16 protein-coding genes are annotated in these 18,164 nt (G+C 68.1%); 12 read left to right on the forward strand and 4 right to left on the reverse strand.

Translation table 11 applies throughout. The features are described 5' to 3' along the window. Position 1 precedes the first annotated feature (1 nt). Positions 2 to 925 carry a LysR family transcriptional regulator gene (locus AC1VVG_RS07205; RefSeq protein ID WP_034186743.1) on the reverse strand — a complete coding sequence of 308 codons (924 nt, stop codon included), beginning with the start codon at positions 923 to 925 and terminating at the stop codon, positions 2 to 4. A 99-nt stretch (positions 926 to 1,024) separates the two neighbouring features. Between AC1VVG_RS07205 and AC1VVG_RS07210 the strand changes: the two genes are divergently transcribed. From AC1VVG_RS07210 to AC1VVG_RS07235, 6 genes are read left to right on the forward strand one after another with little or no spacing between them, the layout of a single operon-like run. Beyond that, the gene (locus AC1VVG_RS07210; RefSeq protein WP_034186744.1) at positions 1,025 to 1,192 is read left to right on the forward strand and encodes a DUF1427 family protein; all 168 of its coding nucleotides are present in this window, start codon (positions 1,025 to 1,027) and stop codon (positions 1,190 to 1,192) included. Between the two features lie 18 nt (positions 1,193 to 1,210). After that, positions 1,211 to 3,103 (forward strand): amidohydrolase, encoded by a 1,893-nt coding sequence (locus AC1VVG_RS07215; RefSeq protein ID WP_059557005.1) that lies wholly within the window; start codon positions 1,211 to 1,213, stop codon positions 3,101 to 3,103. Position 3,104: 1 nt separating this feature from the next. Beyond that, the gene (locus tag AC1VVG_RS07220; RefSeq protein ID WP_034186746.1) at positions 3,105 to 3,566 is read left to right on the forward strand and encodes a DoxX family protein; all 462 of its coding nucleotides are present in this window, start codon (positions 3,105 to 3,107) and stop codon (positions 3,564 to 3,566) included. Positions 3,567 to 3,592: 26 nt separating this feature from the next. Further along, complete coding sequence (locus AC1VVG_RS07225; protein ID WP_069245619.1) at positions 3,593 to 4,510, forward strand: glyoxalase; 918 nt, start codon at positions 3,593 to 3,595, stop codon at positions 4,508 to 4,510. After that, positions 4,507 to 5,202 carry a YoaK family protein gene (locus AC1VVG_RS07230; protein WP_226227150.1) on the forward strand — a complete coding sequence of 232 codons (696 nt, stop codon included), beginning with the start codon at positions 4,507 to 4,509 and terminating at the stop codon, positions 5,200 to 5,202. The genes AC1VVG_RS07225 and AC1VVG_RS07230 overlap by 4 nt, the downstream gene beginning before the upstream one ends. Next, a complete protein-coding gene (locus AC1VVG_RS07235; protein WP_482835434.1) occupies positions 5,199 to 6,677 on the forward strand; it encodes an alginate export family protein in 1,479 nt (492 codons plus the stop codon). The genes AC1VVG_RS07230 and AC1VVG_RS07235 overlap by 4 nt, the downstream gene beginning before the upstream one ends. Before the next feature lie 96 nt (positions 6,678 to 6,773). On the opposite strand, the gene AC1VVG_RS07240 is transcribed toward AC1VVG_RS07235, so the two are convergent. Next, positions 6,774 to 8,360 (reverse strand): acid phosphatase, encoded by a 1,587-nt coding sequence (locus tag AC1VVG_RS07240; RefSeq protein ID WP_059557001.1) that lies wholly within the window; start codon positions 8,358 to 8,360, stop codon positions 6,774 to 6,776. Between the two features lie 223 nt (positions 8,361 to 8,583). Here AC1VVG_RS07240 and AC1VVG_RS07245 point away from each other — a divergent pair, with 223 nt between their 5' ends. The 3 genes from AC1VVG_RS07245 (at position 8,584) to AC1VVG_RS07255 (ending at position 10,911) form a co-directional block, all read left to right on the forward strand. Beyond that, complete coding sequence (locus AC1VVG_RS07245; RefSeq protein WP_482835435.1) at positions 8,584 to 9,933, forward strand: cytochrome-c peroxidase; 1,350 nt, start codon at positions 8,584 to 8,586, stop codon at positions 9,931 to 9,933. A gap of 109 nt (positions 9,934 to 10,042) precedes the next feature. Next, positions 10,043 to 10,429 (forward strand): hypothetical protein, encoded by a 387-nt coding sequence (locus AC1VVG_RS07250; RefSeq protein WP_482835436.1) that lies wholly within the window; start codon positions 10,043 to 10,045, stop codon positions 10,427 to 10,429. Between the two features lie 11 nt (positions 10,430 to 10,440). Then, complete coding sequence (locus tag AC1VVG_RS07255; protein ID WP_049035811.1) at positions 10,441 to 10,911, forward strand: NUDIX hydrolase; 471 nt, start codon at positions 10,441 to 10,443, stop codon at positions 10,909 to 10,911. A 128-nt stretch (positions 10,912 to 11,039) separates the two neighbouring features. On the opposite strand, the gene AC1VVG_RS07260 is transcribed toward AC1VVG_RS07255, so the two are convergent. After that, positions 11,040 to 12,749, reverse strand: a complete 1,710-nt coding sequence (locus AC1VVG_RS07260) for a glutamine--tRNA ligase/YqeY domain fusion protein (RefSeq protein ID WP_034191200.1) — start codon at positions 12,747 to 12,749, stop codon at positions 11,040 to 11,042. Between the two features lie 253 nt (positions 12,750 to 13,002). Here AC1VVG_RS07260 and AC1VVG_RS07265 point away from each other — a divergent pair, with 253 nt between their 5' ends. Then, complete coding sequence (locus AC1VVG_RS07265; RefSeq protein WP_006497729.1) at positions 13,003 to 13,212, forward strand: ornithine acetyltransferase; 210 nt, start codon at positions 13,003 to 13,005, stop codon at positions 13,210 to 13,212. Between the two features lie 157 nt (positions 13,213 to 13,369). Further along, on the forward strand, positions 13,370 to 13,918 hold the full coding sequence (locus AC1VVG_RS07270; RefSeq protein ID WP_034191199.1) for an RBBP9/YdeN family alpha/beta hydrolase: 549 nt from the start codon (positions 13,370 to 13,372) through the stop codon (positions 13,916 to 13,918). Positions 13,919 to 13,951: 33 nt separating this feature from the next. Here the strand turns inward: AC1VVG_RS07270 and AC1VVG_RS07275 are convergent, their stop codons facing one another. Then, on the reverse strand, positions 13,952 to 15,172 hold the full coding sequence (locus AC1VVG_RS07275; RefSeq protein ID WP_482835437.1) for a CaiB/BaiF CoA transferase family protein: 1,221 nt from the start codon (positions 15,170 to 15,172) through the stop codon (positions 13,952 to 13,954). A gap of 254 nt (positions 15,173 to 15,426) precedes the next feature. Here AC1VVG_RS07275 and alaS point away from each other — a divergent pair, with 254 nt between their 5' ends. Further along, positions 15,427 to 18,051: an alanine--tRNA ligase gene (gene alaS, locus AC1VVG_RS07280; RefSeq protein ID WP_034191197.1), complete on the forward strand. Its 2,625-nt coding sequence runs from the start codon at positions 15,427 to 15,429 to the stop codon at positions 18,049 to 18,051. Positions 18,052 to 18,164 lie beyond the last annotated feature (113 nt).

The following is an 18,164-nucleotide window of genomic DNA, read 5'->3' on the forward strand; positions in this document are numbered from 1 at the left end:
TTCAGGCTGCCGGCAATGCCCACGGCGCGTGCGAGAAGTGTTCCGCGAGGAAGTCGAGCAGTACCGTCACGCGCGCGGCGCGCAGCATGCCGGGCGGCGTGACGAGGTTCACGTTGATGTCGGCGATCTTCCAGTCGCTCATCACTTCCTCGAGCTCGCCGCGCTGCATCGCCTCCCACACGAGGAACTCGGGCTGCAGCGCCAGGCCGTGACCCGCGACGAGCGCGGGAAGGATCACGTCCGCGTTGTTGGTGCGGATGCGTCCGTGCACGGACACGCCGACTTCCTCGCCCGAGGCCGGGTGACGGAAGCGCCAGTGCTCGGGTGTCGGCAGGTTCGTGTAGGTGAGGCACACGTGCTGGTCGATGTCGCGCGGGTGCGCGGGGCGGCCGCGCCGGTCGAGGTAGGCCGGCGCCGCGACGAGCGGCCGGCGCACCGCGCAGAGGCGGCGCGAGCGCAGCGACGAATCGTTGAGCTCGGCGATGCGGATGGCGACGTCGAAGCCGCCGGACACGATGTCGACGATGTGATCGGTGAGCACGAGGTCGATGTCGACGCGCGGATAGCGCTCGAGAAATGCGGGCAGCACCGGCGACAGGTGGCGCAGCCCGAACGACATCGGCGCATTCACGCGAACGAGGCCGTGTGGTTCGAGCGCCTGCGCGGACGCTTCGTTCTCGATCAGCTCGGCGTCGGCAAGCAGGCGGATCGCGCGGTCGCGCAGCAGTTCGCCGGTCGGCGTGAGCGACAGCTTGCGCGACGTGCGGTACAGCAGCATCGCGCCGAGGCGCTTTTCGAGGCGCGCGATCGCCTTCGACACGGTCGGCTGCGACACGCCGAGCAGGTCGGCGGCTTTCGCGAACGAGCCGGTCTCCGCGACGCGCGCGAAGATGGCCCAGGCTTCGAGATCAGGAAGGTGTTGCATGGTCGGAATGAATGGCAGGGAAGCGAAACGGATGCGATGTGCCGCGAAGGCGGAACGCGCGATGCAGGTGATTCTAATCCGGCCGGGAGAAAAATCGTTATGGAATCTTATCTAATTTCGTTGGGCGCCGGCGTGCTGATCGGCGTCGTATACAGCGTGATCAAGGTGCGCTCGCCGGCACCGCCGCTGATCGCGCTGGTCGGCCTGGGCGGCATGCTGATCGGCGCACAGGCGATCGCGCCGGTTCGTCACTGGCTCGGCTTCTGACCGCATCGAGGACACTTCATGAGCGCAACCGATACTCAACCCGATCTCATCCTGCACAACGGGCGCATCACGACGCTCGATCGTGCGAACCCGGTCGCGACGGCCGTCGCGATCAAGGACGGCCGCTTCGTCGCGGTCGGCGGCAACGCGGACGTCGTGCCGCTCGCGGGTCGCGCGACGAAGGTCGTCGACCTCGACGGCCGCACCGTGCTGCCGGGCCTGATCGACAACCACACGCACGTGATTCGCGGCGGCCTGAACTACAACCTCGAGCTGCGCTGGGACGGCGTGCGTTCGCTCGCCGTCGCGATGGAGATGCTCAAGCGCCAGGTCGCGATCACGCCCGCGCCGCAGTGGGTGCGCGTGGTCGGCGGCTTCACCGAGCATCAGTTCGCGGAGAAGCGCCTGCCGACGATCGACGAACTCAATGCGGTGGCGCCCGATACGCCGGTGTTCATCCTGCACCTGTACGACCGCGCGCTGCTGAACGCGGCTGCATTGCGGGTGGTCGGCTATACGAAGGACACGCCCGAGCCGCCGGGCGGCACGATCCTGCGCGACGACGCGGGCAACCCGACCGGGCTGCTGCTGGCGAACCCGAACGCGACGATCCTCTACGCGACGCTCGCGAAGGGGCCGAAGCTGCCGTTCGACTACCAGTACAACTCGACGCGCCATTTCATGCGCGAGCTGAACCGGCTCGGCGTGACGGGCGTGATCGATGCGGGCGGCGGCTCGCAGAATTATCCCGACGATTACGCAGTGATCCGCAAGCTGCACGACGCGGGCGAGATGACGGTGCGGATCGCCTACAACCTGTTCACGCAGAAGCCGAACGCGGAGAAGGAAGACTTCGTGAACTGGACGAAGAGCGTCACGTATCACGACGGCACCGACTATTTCCGCCACAACGGCGCGGGCGAGATGCTGGTGTTCTCCGCTGCCGATTTCGAGGACTTCCGCGTCGCGCGGCCGGACTTGCCGGCACAGATGGAAGACGATCTCGAAGGCGTCGTGCGCGTGCTCGCGCAGAACCGCTGGCCGTGGCGCATGCATGCGACGTACGACGAAACGATCAGTCGTGCGCTCGACGTGTTCGAGAAGGTGAACCGCGATATTCCGCTCGACGGACTCAATTGGTTCTTCGATCATGCGGAAACCGTCTCCGAACGATCGATGGACCGCATCGCCGCGCTCGGCGGCGGCATCGCGGTGCAGCACCGGATGGCGTACCAGGGCGAATACTTCGTCGAACGCTACGGCGCGCAGGCGGCCGAGGCGACGCCGCCGGTCGCGAAGATGCTCGAGAAAGGGCTCAAGGTGTCGGCCGGCACCGACGCGACGCGCGTCGCGTCGTACAACCCGTGGGTGTCGCTCGCGTGGCTCGTGACGGGCAAGACGGTCGGCGGGTTGCGGATGTATCCTCGGCGCAACCTGCTCGATCGCGAGACCGCGCTGCGCATGTGGACCGAGTACGTGACGTGGTTCTCGAACGAGGAGGGGAAAAAAGGGCGCATCGCGGTCGGGCAACTGGCCGACCTGATGGTCCCGGATCGCGATTTCTTCACCTGCGCGGAGGACGATATCGTGGACACGTCCGCGCTGCTGACGGTGGTGGGCGGCAGGATCGTGTGGGGCGCGGGGCCGTTCGCGTCGCACGATGCGCCGATTCCGCCCGCGATGCCCGACTGGTCGCCGGTGCGCGAGTACGGCGGTTACGGCGGCTGGGGCGCGACGCAGCGCGACGGTGCACCGCTGCAGCGTGCGGCGGCAGCGGCCGCCGCGTGCGGCTGTTCGAGCGCGTGCAACGTGCATGGGCATGCGCATGCGGGCGCGTGGGGCCGCGCGTTGCCGACCTCGGATGCAAAGGGCTTCTGGGGCGCGTTCGGCTGTTCGTGCTGGGCGGTCTGACATGGCGACCCCGACCAACCCGGGCCGCGTCGGCAACCCGGCATGGGTCCGTGCGCTGCTGGCGCAGCCGTGGGTCCTGCCGCTCGTGCGTCTGGCGCTGGTGTCCGCGTACCTGATCGGCGGCGTCGCGAAGGCGCTGGACTTCGGCGGCGCGGTCGCGGAGCAGGCGCATTTCGGCCTGCACCCGGCCGCGCTGTGGGCGGCGCTCGCGATCGCGGTCGAGATCGCCGGCTCGCTGTGCGTGGTGTTCAACCGCTTCACTTGGCTCGGTGCCGGCAGCCTCGGTATGCTGACGCTGGTCGCGATGGCGGTGGCGAACGATTTCTGGAACCGCACGGGCGCCGAGCATTTCATGGCACTCAACAGCTTTTTCGAGCATCTCGGACTGATCGCGGCACTCGTGCTCGCGACGCTGCTCGCCGATACGAAGCACGCGGCCGGTGACGGCCGCACGACTCGATGACGATGACACAACCAGGAAAACCCTTCATGAAATCCATTCGTTCCGTGTTGCTCGCCGCAATGATCGCGGGCGGTCTCGCCGTCGCGCCGGTCGCATTCGCGAAGACGCCGGTCACGAAGGCTGGCGCGACGCCGGCCGTGGCCGTCGGCCCGCAGTACGACACGACGCACGTGTGCGTGGCGCCCGAGGACTTCGATCGCTTCACCGACAGCTTCGTCGCGACCTTCGGCGGCAAGAAGTCGAAGCAGGGCGTGTTCCAGGTCACACCCACGCCGAGCCAGACGATGTCGCAGCTCGTGCTCACGCCGGTCGGCACGGTCTCGGTGTTCGGCTTCAAGACGCCGATCCCGTATCCGTTCTGCGCGGAGCGCACCGGTTATCTCGTCACCGATCTCGACGTCGCGATGAAGTCGGCGCGCGCGCACGGCGCGGACGTGGTGGTCGACACGTTCCCCGATCCGATCGGCCGCGACGCGATCATCCGCTGGCCGGGCGGCGTGAACATGCAGCTGTACTGGCATACGGAAGCGCCGCACTACGATGCGCTGGAGACGGTGCCCGAGAACCGCGTGTACGTGTCGCCGGAAAGCGCCGACACGCTCGTGCGCGACTTCGTCGCGTTCTCGCACGGCAAGGTGGTGTCCGACGTGCGCCGCGCGCCGGGCGTCGAGATCGGCCGGCCGAACGACACGTACCGGCGCATCCGCATCGAATCGGGCTTCGGCAAGATGACGGTGCTCGCCACCGACGGCCATTTGCCCTACCCGTTCGGCCGCGAGATGACCGGCTATGAAGTGCGCGATCTCGCCGCGACGCTGAAGCAGGCGCAGGCCGCGGGCGTGACCGTGCTCGTGCCGCCGTTCGCGTCGGACGGCCGCGATGCGGCGCTCGTGCAGTTCCCGGGCGGCTACGTCGCCGAGATCCACGCGGGCGCGGCGCGATGAAGCACGAGGATACGATTCTTGCCGCGGTGGCCGGCTTCGTCGACACGCTGAGCTTCGTCGCGCTGTTCGGGCTGTTCACCGCGCACGTGACGGGCAACTTCGTGCTGATCGGCGCGGGCATCGCGGGCTTCGGCCAGGGTGTCGTGCTGAAGCTCAGCGTGTTTCCCGCGTTCGTGTGCGGCGTGATCGCGAGCAGCCTGATCGCGCGGTCGATGTCCGCGCGGCCGGCCTGGCAGGGTACGCGTGCGCTGCATGCGGTACAGGCCGTGCTGCTGCTCGGCTTCTGCGCGGCCGGCGTGTGGGCGACCCCCGTCACGCAGCCCGACAGCCTGCCGGCGCTCGTGGCCGGCATCGTCGGCACGTTCGCGATGGGCGTGCAGAACGCGCATCCGCGCGTGATCCCGCGCGCCGGCGTGCCGAACACGGTGATGACCGGCAACGTCACGCAGGCGATCCTCGACGTCGTCGATATCCTGTCCGCCGGCACGGCCGACAGCGTGCGCGCGGCCGCCCGCGCGCGCTTCGCGAAGATGCTGCCGGCGATCGTCGCGTTCGCGCTCGGCGCGGCATGCGGTGCGCTCGGGTTCCGCTACGTCGGGTTTCCGGCGTTGCTCGCGCCCGTCTGCGCGCTGGCGGTGCTCGCGCTGCGCGCGTCGCAAGCGGCCGGCAGCGTCAAGCCGGAGCACGCATGAGCCGGCGGCGGGAACGGCATCGTCGCGCGCGCCGCTTCGATCGTGCTGCACGGGCGTCGGTCGTCGCGGGCTTGCTGCTCGCGGGCGCCGATGCCGCCTGCGCGGAAACGGCAACCGCCGCGACCACGACGTCGGCCGCCGACGGCGCCGCATCGACCTGTACGGCCAAGCGGCCGACCGTGCTGTTCAATCGCTGGCAGGAAGACTGGTCGGTGCTCGCGAATCCGTGCGTGCCGCGCGCGCCGCTCGACGGGTTGAAGTACATTCCGCTCGGCAACGATCCGGCTGCCTATCTGTCGCTCGGCGTGAACCTGCGGGAGCGCCTGGAGACCAACGATGCACCGCTGTTCGGCATCGGCTCCGCGCAATCGGACACGTACCTGATCCAGCGCGTCGAAGTGCATGCCGATGCGCATCTCGGCCAGCACTGGCAATTCTTCGTGCAGTTGCAGGACGACCGCGCGTTCGGCAAGAACACGATTTCGCCGGTCGACAAGAATCCGCTCGATCTCGAACAGGCCTTCGTGACCTACACGGGTGCGCTCGGCGGCGGCACGGTCAAGTTCCGCGTCGGCCGCCAGGAGATGGCGTTCGACCTGCAGCGCTTCATCGCCGCGCGCGACGGCCCGAACGTGCGGCAGGCGTTCGATGCGGTGTGGGCCGACTACGAGTACCGGAAGTGGCGTTTCATCGGGTATGCGACGCAGCCGGTGCAGAACCGCACCGTGTCCGCGTTCGACGACGTGTCGAACCGCGATCTCACCTTCAGCGGCGTGCGCTTCGAGCGGCAGTCGGTCGGGCCCGGTGACCTGTCCGGCTACTGGTCGCGCTACAACCGCAGCAACGCGCGCTTTCTCGATGCGAGCGGCGCCGAGCGGCGCGACGTGTGGGACCTGCGGTACACGGGCACGCAGGGCCGCTTCGACTGGGATCTCGAGACGATGCTGCAGACGGGCACGGTCGGCAGCAGTTCGATCCGCGCGTGGGCGGTCGGCTCGATCGCCGGCTACCGGCTCGACGCGCCGTGGTCTCCGCGCGTCGCGCTGCAGGTCGATGCGGCGTCGGGCGACCGGCATCCGCACGACGGCCGCGTCGGCACCTTCAACCCGCTGTTTCCGAACGGCTATTACTTCACGCTGGCGGGATTCACGGGTTACTCGAACCTGATCCACGTGAAGCCGTCCGTGACGTTGAAGCCGTCGGCGAACCTGTCGCTGCTCGGCGCGCTCGGTTTCCAGTGGCGCGAGACGACCGGCGATGCGGTCTACCAGCAGGGCAACGCGGTCGTGCCGGGCACGGCAGGCAAGGGCGGGTTGTGGACGGGGATGTACGTGCAGCTGCGTGCGGACTGGACGATCGCCGCGAACCTGATCGGCGCGATCGAGGCCGTGCATTTCCAGGTCGGCGATGCGATCCGGCAGGCGGGCGGGCACGACGCCGACTACGTCGGCGTCGAGCTGAAGTACGGCTGGTAACGCGCGGGTACGCGATGCATGAAAGAAGGGCGGCCGGCAGGCCGCCCTTCGTGCGTTCGGGCCGGCTTCGCCGCCGGCCCGGTCGGTGCGGGCCCGTTACAGGTTCGGCGACAGCGCGAGCGCGTTCGTCAGGTCGCCCATCGGCTGCCCGCCGTTCGCCTTCAGCGCGTCGTCGCGCTGCTGCAGGCCCGCGAGGCGCGGCAGCGAGAAGCGGCGCGTGATGAAGCGCAGGATCGAACCCGTGTCGTACTGCGTGTGGTCCACGAAGCCCTTCTTCGCGTACGGCGACACGATCAGTGCCGGAATGCGCGTACCCGGGCCCCAGCGGTCGGCGCTCGGCGGCGCGGCATGATCCCAGAAGCCGCCGTTTTCGTCGTACGTGACGACGACAACCATGTTCTTCCATTGCGGGCTGGCCTGCAGGTGCGCGATCACGTCGGCGATGTGCTGGTCGCCGGAGGTCACGTCCGTGTAGCCCGGGTGTTCGTTCAGGTTGCCCTGCGGCTTGTAGAACGCGACCTGCGGCAGCGTGCCCGCGTCGATCGCCTTGATGAACTCGGCGCCGTTCGCGCCGCCGTCGAGCAGGTGCTGCGCGCGGCTCGCGGTGCCGGGCGCCTGGTTCGCGAAGTAGTTGAACGGCTGGTGGTGCGGCTGGAAGTTCGGCGTCGACAGATCGGCACCGTAGATCACGTTCGACGTGCCGTTCTGGCTCGCCTGCAGCGCCTGGCCCCATGCGCCGCTGTACCAGGCCCACGACACGCCTGCGTTGGTCATCAGGTCGCCGATATTGGTCGCCGTCTGCGGCGGCATCGTCGACGGATTCGCCGGGTCGGCCAGCAGCGGGTCGCCGCCCGTGGCCGCCTTGTTGCCGCTCGGCTGATACGCCGGCTGCATCGTGTTGATGCCGTAGAAGTCGGGCGTGAGCGCGCCGTCGTTGACGAACTTCGGCGGGCCGCTCAGCGCGGAGGCCGGCGAGTTCGTCGCGACCTTCAGCGACTTGCCGTCGGCATTCAGCACGGCGATCTTGCCGGCCGCGGGGCTCTTGTCGGCGTTCGGGTAGTACGGTGCGCACGCGCAGACCAGGTACTGGTGGTTCAGGAACGAACCGCCGAACGCGCCCATGAAGAAGTTGTCGGCGAGCACGTACTGCTGCGCGATCTTCCACAGCGGCAGCTTCGACGGATCCGCGGTGTAGTGGCCCATCGTCAGGCCGCCCGCGTCGGTCCAGGCGGCGTACATGTCGTTCTTGCCGCCGTTGATCTGCATCTGGTCCTGGTAGAAGCGATGCACGATGTCGCGCGTGGCGATGCTCATCGACTGGTTGAAGCCCTTCGGGTCGTCGATCGCGAACGGCGCGTTCGGCAGGTTCGCCGTCATCGCCTCGGTGACCGCCGGCGTGATGCCGGTCGCGGTCAGGCCGCCCCAGATCTTCGGCAGCGTCGCCATCGTCGAGCCGTCGCGATCCTTCTGCACCGAGTTCGCGGCCGTCGCGTTCTGCAGGCCGTTCGCGCCCGGGAAGTTGCCGTACAGGTTGTCGAAGCTGCGGTTTTCCGCATAGATCACGACGACGTTCTTGACGGCGGACAGGCCTTGCTGCGTGACATCGTCGCCGCCGCAGGCGGTCAGGCTGAGCGCGGCCGCAAGGGCGATCGGCGTGTAGCGAATCCAGGCGTGCTTCTTCATGCGATGTTCTCTCTCATTCGTCGTTGGTCGCGTGTGGGAACCGGGTGGCGGGAGGGCCGGCGCACGAACCTCGCGGTACCGCCCGGCAGCGCGCATTATCTGGAACCGATTTGACAGCCGGGTGTAGGCGCGCTTTCAATTGACTGTCGGTGGAACGTCATTGAACGGTCATGGAACTGACATAAGCTCCGGCCGATCGCCCACCGCTACCAGAACAACGACGATGCACACCCTTCTGAAATCCCTCGCGTCCGCGCGATCGCTGATCTCCGCCGCGGCCGCGCTGGCACTCGTGGGCGGACTCGCGGCGCTCGCCGGTTGCGATGCGCGGCCCGGCACGACCGCGTCGGCCGCGTCCGTCGTACCGGCGGCTCAGGCCGCGTCGGCCGGCCCGGCGGTCGCGCCAGCCAGCCAGCCGCAGACGCGCGCGCAGGTGTTCGAGGGCGTGAAGCAGATGACGGCACTCGGCAAGCAACTGTTCTTCGATCCGTCGCTGTCCGGGTCCGGCAAGCTCGCCTGTGCGTCGTGCCATAGCGCCGAGCATGCGTTCGGGCCGCCGAACGCGTTGTCGGTGCAGCTCGGCGGCGACGACATGCACCGTAGCGGTTTTCGCGCGGTGCCGTCGCTGAAATACCTGCGCGGCATTCCTCCGTTCAGCGAGCACTTTCACGATTCGCCGGACGAAGGCGATGAAAGCATCGACGCGGGTCCGACCGGCGGCCTGACCTGGGACGGCCGTGTCGACACGCGCGACGCGCAGGCGCGCATTCCGCTCACGTCGCCGTTCGAGATGAGCAGCTCGCCCGCACGGGTGGCGAAGGCGGTTCGCGCCGCGCCGTATGCCGACGCGTTCCGCAAGGCGTTCGGCGATCAGGTCCTCGGCGACGATCGGGCAACGTTCGATGCCGTGCTGCGCGCGCTCGACGCATTCCAGCAGCAGCCGGCGCTGTTCGATCCGTACACGAGCAAGTACGACGCGTATCTGGCCGGCCGCGCGCGGCTCACGCCTGCCGAGCTGCACGGCCTGCAGCTGTTCAACGACGAGAAGAAGGGCAACTGCGCGAGTTGCCACATCAGCCAGCGCACGCTCGAAGGCGGCCCGCCGCAGTTCAGCGATTTCGGGCTGATCGCGATCGCGGTGCCGCGCAACCGCGCGCTGCCCGTCAACCGCGACCCGCGCTTTTACGATCTCGGCGCGTGCGGTCCCGAGCGCACCGACCTGAAGGGCCGCGACGAATTCTGCGGGCTGTTCCGCACGCCGTCGCTGCGCAACGTCGCGCTGCGCAAGACGTTCTTCCACAACGGCGTGTATCACACGCTCGAGGACGTGATGCGCTTCTACGTCGAGCGCGACATCCATCCGGAGAAGTTCTACCCGGTCGTGCACGGCAAGGTGCAGATCTACGACGACCTGCCGAAGCGCTACTGGCCGAACATCAACCGCGAGCCGCCGTTCGACCGCAAGCGCGGCGAGCAGCCGGCGCTGAACGCGGCCGAGATCAAGGACGTGATCGCGTTCCTCGGCACGCTGACTGACGGATATCAGCAAACGGCCGCGCCGGCCGGGCACTAGAAGGCGCTGCCGCCGGCACGCATGCTATGCTCGCTCGCTGACGGGCGCGCTGCGGGCCGGTTCGCCGGCCTGCAGCGCGCCGTTCGATCGAACATCCAAGGAGAAAAACATGTCGATGCGCGCATCCCTTTCCGTCGTCACGCGTGTGCTGGCCGGCGCCGCGTGCGCAGCCGCGATGCTGCCCGCCCATGCGCAGAACAACCTGAGCTTCCTGAACGACACGCCGATCAGCTATTTCAGCAACGCCGACCGCGCGTCGCTCTCGAAGGCCGTCGTGCAGGCGCGCGACGAAGGCAAGGACGGCGAAACCACGACGTGGCACAGCAGCGGCCGCGGCACGCAGATCGACGCGAAGCTCACGCCGACCACGACCGAGACGGACGGCAAGACCTGCCGCGAAATCACCACCGACATCACCGCGAAGGGCCAGACGATGACGCTCAAGCCCGTCTACTGCAAGACGGCCACGGGCAAGTGGCAGCTGCAGAAGCGCTGAGCACACGCGCGATGAAGCGGGGCGGCGCGCCGCGCACGGTGTCGTGCGGCGTCGTGATTCTCGATGCGGCCGGCCGCGTGTTCCTCGCGCACGCGACGGATACCACGCACTGGGATATCCCGAAGGGGCAGGGCGAGCCCGGCGAGACGCCGGCCGACGCCGCGCTGCGCGAGCTGCTCGAGGAAACCGGCATCGAGCTCGCGCCGGCGCGGCTGCTCGACCTCGGCCGGTTTTCCTATCGTCACGACAAGGATCTGCACCTGTTCGCGGTGCGGGTGGCCGCAGGCGAGATCGATCCCGCGCACTGCACGTGCACGTCGCTGTTCCCGAGCCGTCGCGACGGCTCGATGATTCCCGAGATGGATGCGTACCGCTGGACCGCGCCGGGCGACGTCGACGCATATGCGAGCCGCAGCCTCGCGCGGCTGTTTCGCACGAAGCTGTCGCTGGCGGACCTGCATCGGCGGTTGGCGGGCGCATGAGCGTGTGCGGCGGCTCCCGCCGCGGCGGGCCGTTTCGATGCGCGCAAAAAAACCGGCGCTTGGGCCGGTTTTTTTATGGGTGACGCGAGGGCGGCGCCCGAAGCCGCCGCCGCGCGCCGAGCAGGCCGTCAGGCCGGCTTGCCCCAGCTGTCGCGCAGCCCGACGATCCGGTTGAACACCGGCTTGCCCGGTTTCGAATCGACACGGTCGGCAACGAAGTAGCCGTGACGCTCGAACTGCAGGCGCGTTTCCGGCGCGATGTCGCCGTTACCGGGCTCCAGATAAGCCTGCACGATCTTCTTCGAATCGGGGTTCAGCGCCTCGAGGAAGTTCGCGCCGCCCGCGTCCGGATGCGGCTCCTTGAACAGGCGGTCGTAGATCCGCACTTCGGCCGGCTGCGCATGCTTCGCGCTGACCCAGTGGATGTTGCCCTTGACCTTGTACGTGTTCGCGCCTTCGGTGCCCGACTTGCTGTCCGGGAAGTAGTTGCAGTGCACGGCCGTCACGTTGCCGTCGGCGTCCTTGTCGAAGCCCGTGCATTCGATCACGTAGCCGTAGCGCAGGCGCACCTTGTTGCCCGGGAACAGGCGGAAATAGCCCTTCGGCGGGTTCTCGACGAAATCCTCGCGCTCGATCCACAGCTCGCGCGAGATCGGGAACGTGCGCACGCCGCGGTCCGGGTGGTGCGGATGCACGGGCGCCGTGCACGCTTCCTCGAGGTCTTCCGGATAGTTGTCGATCACGAGCTTCAGCGGATCGAGCACCGCGACCGTGCGCGCGGCCTTGTCGTCGAGGTCGTCGCGCAGCGCGCCCTCGAAGATGCTCATGTCGATCCACGAATCGATCTTCGTCACGCCGATCCGCTCGCAGAACAGGTGGATGCTCTCCGGCGTGAAGCCGCGACGGCGCACGCCGACGATCGTCGGCATCCGCGGGTCGTCCCAGCCGTCGACGTGGCCTTCGGTGACGAGCTGCAGCAGCTTGCGCTTGCTGGTGATCGCGTACGTGAGGTTCAGGCGCGAGAATTCGATCTGTTGCGGCAGCGGGCGCGTGAACACGCCGGCTTCCGCGAGTTCGTTCAGCACCCAGTCGTACAGCGGGCGGTGATCCTCGAATTCGAGCGTGCACAGCGAATGCGTGATGCCTTCGAGCGCATCCGAGATGCAGTGCGTGTAGTCGTACATCGGATACACGCACCAGGCGTCGCCGGTGCGGTAGTGGTGCGCGTAGCGGATCCGGTAGATCACCGGATCGCGCATGTTCATGTTCGGCGAAGCCATGTCGATCTTCGCGCGCAGCACGTGCTCGCCTTCCTTGAACTCGCCGGCCTTCATGCGGCGGAACAGGTCGAGGTTTTCCTCCGGCGTGCGGTCGCGGAACGGCGACGGCTTGCCGCCTTCCGTCAGCGAGCCGCGGTTCGCGCGCATTTCGTCGGCGCTCTGGCTGTCGACATACGCCTTGCCGCGCTTGATCAGCAGCTCGGCGAACTCGTACAGCTTGTCGTAGTAGTCGCTCGCGAAATACTGATGATCGACCGCGTCCTTGCGCCAGTCGAAACCGAGCCAGCGCACCGCGTCGACGATCGAATCGACGTACTCGACGCTTTCCTTTTCCGGGTTCGTGTCGTCGAAGCGCAGGTGGCACACGCCGCCGTAGTCGCGCGCGACGCTGAAGTTCAGGCAGATGCTCTTCGCATGGCCGATGTGCAGATAGCCGTTCGGCTCGGGCGGGAAGCGCGTCTCGACGCGTCCGCCCCATTTGCCGGTGCGGTTGTCGTCGTCGATGATGTTACGGATGAAATTGGAAGCCGCGGGGGCGTCGTTGCGTTCGGTGCTCATGCGGTTGGCGTAAGGTTGTGTCGGCGCGTCGCGCCGGTTTAATCCTGTAATTCTACCTGACCGGGGTCCGTCCCGCGCGGGTCGCGGGTCCGGCACCCTGCGTGCGCGATGCGCGCCGCAATATATCGAGTGTGTGTCGGCTGTAACACGACGTAAATCGGATTGCCCGCGCCGTTCGGGTTTTCCTATGATGGCTTTACCGATTCAACGCCGCCATTCGTATTTTTTGCCTGGCGGGAGGAAGCCAATAACCATGATGAAGAAGACCACTTTTCTCGTTCGTACCGCGGTGATCGTCGCGGCCCTGTCGCAACTCGGCGCATGCGCGATGACGCATACGCAGCGTAATGCCGGGATCGGCGCGGCCGCGGGCGGCGCACTCGGCTACCTGATCACGGGCGGCCCGGTCGGCACGGTCGCCGGTGCGGCGGCAGGCGGCCTGGTCGGCGCCGGCGTCCGCTGAACGCAGGACGGCCGTGACGTCGGCCTGAATCGACGTCGCGGCCCGCTCGCTCCTCACGCACATCCTCCGGTTTTTTGACAGGCAGCATCAGGGAGAGGAGGGTGTGCGACACTTCGTCGACGCCACCACACGATTCCATTCGTCGACGAACCCTGCCATGAGCGACCCCTTCGTTTTCGTCTTGCCGGGCTACGGCAATTCCGGCCCGCTTCACTGGCAGAGCCGCTGGGAGCGTGCCGATGCGCGCTTTTCGCGTGTCGCGATGCCCGACTGGGACCGCGCGTTCCGCAACGGCTGGTGTCTCGCGCTCGACCGCGCGGTCGAAGCCGCGCGCGGGCCCGTGGTGATCGCCGCCCACAGCCTCGGCACGCTGACCGCCGCGTGGTGGGCGACGCGCTATGCGCGTCCGGCCGCGCTCGCGAAAGTGCGCGGCGCGCTGCTGGTCGCGTTGCCCGATCCCGCCGGACCGGCGTTTCCGGCCGACGCGCACGGCTTCGGCCCGGTGCCGCGCGAGCGGCTGCCGTTTCCGACCTGCGTCGTCGCAAGCAGCGACGATCCGTACGGGTCGCTCGCGTTCGCGCGCGGCTGCGCGCACGCGTGGGGCAGCGAATTCCGTGACATCGGCCCGCGCGGCCACCTCAACGCGGACAGCGGGCTCGGCGACTGGCCGGCCGCCCGCGGCTGGCTCGACGCGCTCGCGCGGTAGGCGGGCGAGCCGCCGCCGCGCGAGCCCGGCGCGTCAGATCGCCTGCTTCGCCTTCAACGCGGCGATCCGCGCGTCGTCGTAGCCGAGCATCTCGCGCAGCACGTCGTCGGTCTGCGCGCCGAGCAGCGGCGGGGCCGTGCGCGCGTCGGGCGGCGTCGCGCTCATCCGGATCGGGTTGCGCACGAGCTTCACGTCCGCGCCGCACGGGTGCGGCAGCGATACCTGCATCCCGCGCGCGACCACCTGCTCGTTGTCGAACACCTCGTCGAGATCGTTGATCGGGCCGCACGGCACGCCGGCCGCTTCGAGCACGGCGATCCAGTCGGCCTTGCCGCGCGCCTTCACCATCTCCGCGAGGATCGGCACCAGCGTGTCGCGGTGGCGCACGCGCGACGGGTTCGTCGCGAAGCGCTCGTCGTCGGCCAGCTCGGGCCGGCCGCCGGCCTCGACGAATTTGCGGAACTGCCCGTCGTTGCCGACCGCGACGATGATCCAGCCGTCGCGCGTCTGGAACGTCTGGTACGGCACGATGTTCTGATGCGCGTTGCCCCAGCGCACCGGCGGCTTGCCGCTCGCGAGGAAGTTGGTGTTCATGTTCGCGAGCAGCGCGACCTGCACGTCGAGCAGCGCCATGTCGATGTACTGGCCTTCGCCGGTGCGGTCGCGGTGCGCGAGCGCGGCGAGCACCGCGATCGTCGAATAAAGGCCCGTCGCGAGATCGGCGATCGCGACGCCGGCCTTTTGCGGGCCGCCGCCCGGCTCGCCGTCGCGCTCGCCGGTGATGCTCATGAAGCCGCCGATCCCCTGCACGATGAAGTCGTAGCCCGCGCGGTGCGCGTACGGGCCCGTCTGGCCGAAGCCGGTGACCGAGCAGTAGACGAGATCGGGCTTCACCGCGCGCAGCGACGCGTAATCGAGCCCGTATTTCTTCAACTGGCCGACCTTGTAGTTCTCGAGCACGACGTCGCTTTGCGCGGCGAGCTCGCGCACGATCTGCTGGCCTTCGGGCGTCGCGATGTCGATCGTCACCGAGCGCTTGTTGCGGTTCGCCGCGAGGTAGTACGCGGCCTCGGCGGTATCCGCGCCGTCCGCGTCCTTCAGGTACGGCGGCCCCCAGTGGCGCGTGTCGTCGCCGGCGCCCGGGCGCTCGACCTTGATCACGTCCGCGCCGAAGTCGGCAAGGGTCTGCGCGCACCACGGGCCCGCGAGCACGCGGGTGAGGTCCAGCACGCGGATATGGCTCAGGGCACCCATCGTCGAATCGTCTCCTTTCATGGCTGGCCTGCCTTGTCGGGCAAGGCCGATTGGCATGCCGAGCATCTTAAGGCGAATCGGCCGCGCGGGTGGCCCAGCCGGGCCGTCCGGATGGCCGAGCCGCTTTGCCGGCGCTTTGCCCGGAAGCCGGCCCCGATCCCGTATAATCGATCGTTTCCGAATCCATGCCGTCGCGCGCCCGTCAAGGGCGCCGGCGTTTTGAAGCCGTCTTTGCCAGACTGTCCCCGCACGCCATGAAAGCTGCCGAAATCCGCGAGAAATTCCTCAAATTCTTCGAATCGAAGGGCCATACGATCGTCCGCTCGTCGAGCCTCGTGCCCGGTAACGACCCCACGCTGATGTTCACGAACTCGGGCATGGTCCAGTTCAAGGACGTCTTCCTCGGCACGGACCCGCGCCCGTACTCGCGCGCCACGACGGCGCAGCGCAGCGTGCGCGCGGGCGGCAAGCACAACGACCTCGAGAACGTCGGCTACACGGCGCGCCACCACACGTTCTTCGAGATGCTCGGCAACTTCTCGTTCGGCGACTACTTCAAGCACGACGCGATCAAGTTCGCGTGGGAGCTGCTGACCACGGTCTACCAGCTGCCGAAGGACAAGCTGTGGGTCACCGTCTACCAGGAAGACGACGAGGCGTACGACATCTGGGCGAAGGAAGTCGGCGTGCCGACCGAGCGCATCATCCGCATCGGCGACAACAAGGGCGCGCGCTACGCGTCGGACAACTTCTGGACGATGGGCGACACCGGCCCGTGCGGCCCGTGCACCGAAATCTTCTACGACCACGGCCCGGACGTGTGGGGCGGCCCGCCGGGGTCGCCCGAAGAAGACGGCGACCGCTACATCGAGATCTGGAACCTCGTGTTCATGCAGTTCAACCGCGACGCGCAGGGCAACATGACGCGCCTGCCGAAGCAGTCGGTCGACACCGGCATGGGCCTCGAGCGTCTCGCCGCCGTGCTGCAGCACGTGCACAGCAACTACGAGATCGACCTGTTCCAGAACCTGATCAAGGCCGCCGCGCGCGTGACCGAGATCAGCGACCTCACGAACAACTCGCTGAAGGTGATCGCCGATCACATCCGCGCATGCTCGTTCCTGATCGTCGACGGCGTGATCCCCGGCAACGAAGGCCGCGGCTACGTGCTGCGCCGGATCGTGCGCCGCGCGATCCGCCACGGCTACAAGCTCGGCCGCAAGGGCTCGTTCTTCCACAAGCTGGTGGCCGACCTCGTCGCCGAGATGGGCGTCGCGTATCCGGAGCTGAAGGAAGCCGAGCAGCGCGTGACCGACGTGCTGCGCCAGGAAGAAGAGCGCTTCTTCGAGACCATCGAGCACGGCATGTCGATCCTCGAGGCGGCGCTGGCCGACGTCGAGGCGAAGGGCGGCAAGGTGCTCGACGGCGAACTCGCGTTCAAGCTGCACGACACCTACGGCTTCCCGCTCGACCTCACGGCCGACGTGTGCCGCGAGCGCGGGATGACGGTCGACGAGCCGGCATTCGACGACGCGATGGCGCGCCAGCGCGAACAGGCGCGCGCGGCCGGCAAGTTCAAGGCCGCGCAGGGCCTCGAATACTCGGGCGCGAAAACCACGTTCCACGGCTACGAGGACATCGCGTTCGACGACGCGAAGGTCGTCGCGCTGTATGTCGACGGTTCGGCCGTCAACGAAGTGAAGGCCGGCCAGGATGCGGTCGTCGTGCTCGACCACACGCCGTTCTACGCGGAATCGGGCGGCCAGGTCGGCGACCAGGGCGTGCTCGCGAACGCCGCGACGCGCTTCGCGGTGGCCGACACGCTGAAGGTGCAGGCCGACGTGATCGGCCATCACGGCACGCTGGAGCAGGGCACGCTGAAGGTCGGCGACGTGCTGCGCGCGGAAATCGACGCGCATCGCCGTGCCCGCACGCAGCGCAACCACTCGGCCACCCACCTGATGCACAAGGCGCTGCGCGAAGTGCTCGGCGCGCACGTGCAGCAGAAGGGTTCGCTGGTCGACGCGGAAAAGACCCGCTTCGACTTCGCGCACAACGCGCCGATGACCGACGACGAAATCCGTCGCGTCGAGCAGATCGTCAACAACGAGATCCTGGCCAACGCGCCGGGCATCGTGCGCGTGATGCCGTACGACGAAGCGGTGAAGGGCGGCGCGATGGCGCTGTTCGGCGAGAAGTACGGCGATGAAGTGCGCGTGCTCGATCTCGGTTTCTCGCGCGAACTCTGCGGCGGCACGCACGTGCACCGCACCGGCGACATCGGGCTCTTCAAGATCGTCGTCGAAGGCGGCGTCGCGGCCGGCATCCGCCGCGTCGAGGCAATCACCGGCGACAACGCGGTGCGCTACGTGCAGGAGCTCGACGCGCGCGTGAACGAAGCGGCGGCCGCGCTGAAGGCGCAGCCGTCGGAACTCACGCAGCGCATCGCGCAGGTGCAGGACCAGGTGAAGTCGCTCGAGAAGGAGCTGGGCGCGCTGAAGTCGAAGCTCGCATCGAGCCAGGGCGACGAGCTCGCACAGCAGGCCGTCGAAGTCGGCGGCGTGTACGTGCTGGCCGCGACGCTCGACGGCGCCGACGCGAAGACGCTGCGCGAAACGGTCGACAAGCTGAAGGACAAGCTGAAGAGCGCGGCGATCGTGCTGGCGGCCGTCGAAGGCGGCAAGGTCAGCCTGATCGCGGGCGTCACGCCGGACGCGAGCAAGAAGGTCAAGGCCGGCGAACTCGTGAACTTCGTCGCGCAGCAGGTCGGCGGCAAGGGCGGCGGCCGTCCGGACATGGCGCAGGCGGGCGGCACCGAGCCGGCGAACCTGCCGGGCGCGCTGGCCGGCGTGAAGGGCTGGGTCGAAGAGCGGCTCTGATCGTCATGCGACCGGTGCGATGCCGTTGCGCTGACGGCATCGCGTGAATGAAACAACGACCCGATCGGCGGATGCCGGTCGGGTCGTTTCGTTTGCGCACGTCGATCGATGCG

This window comes from Burkholderia sp. L-4, assembly GCF_056856535.1.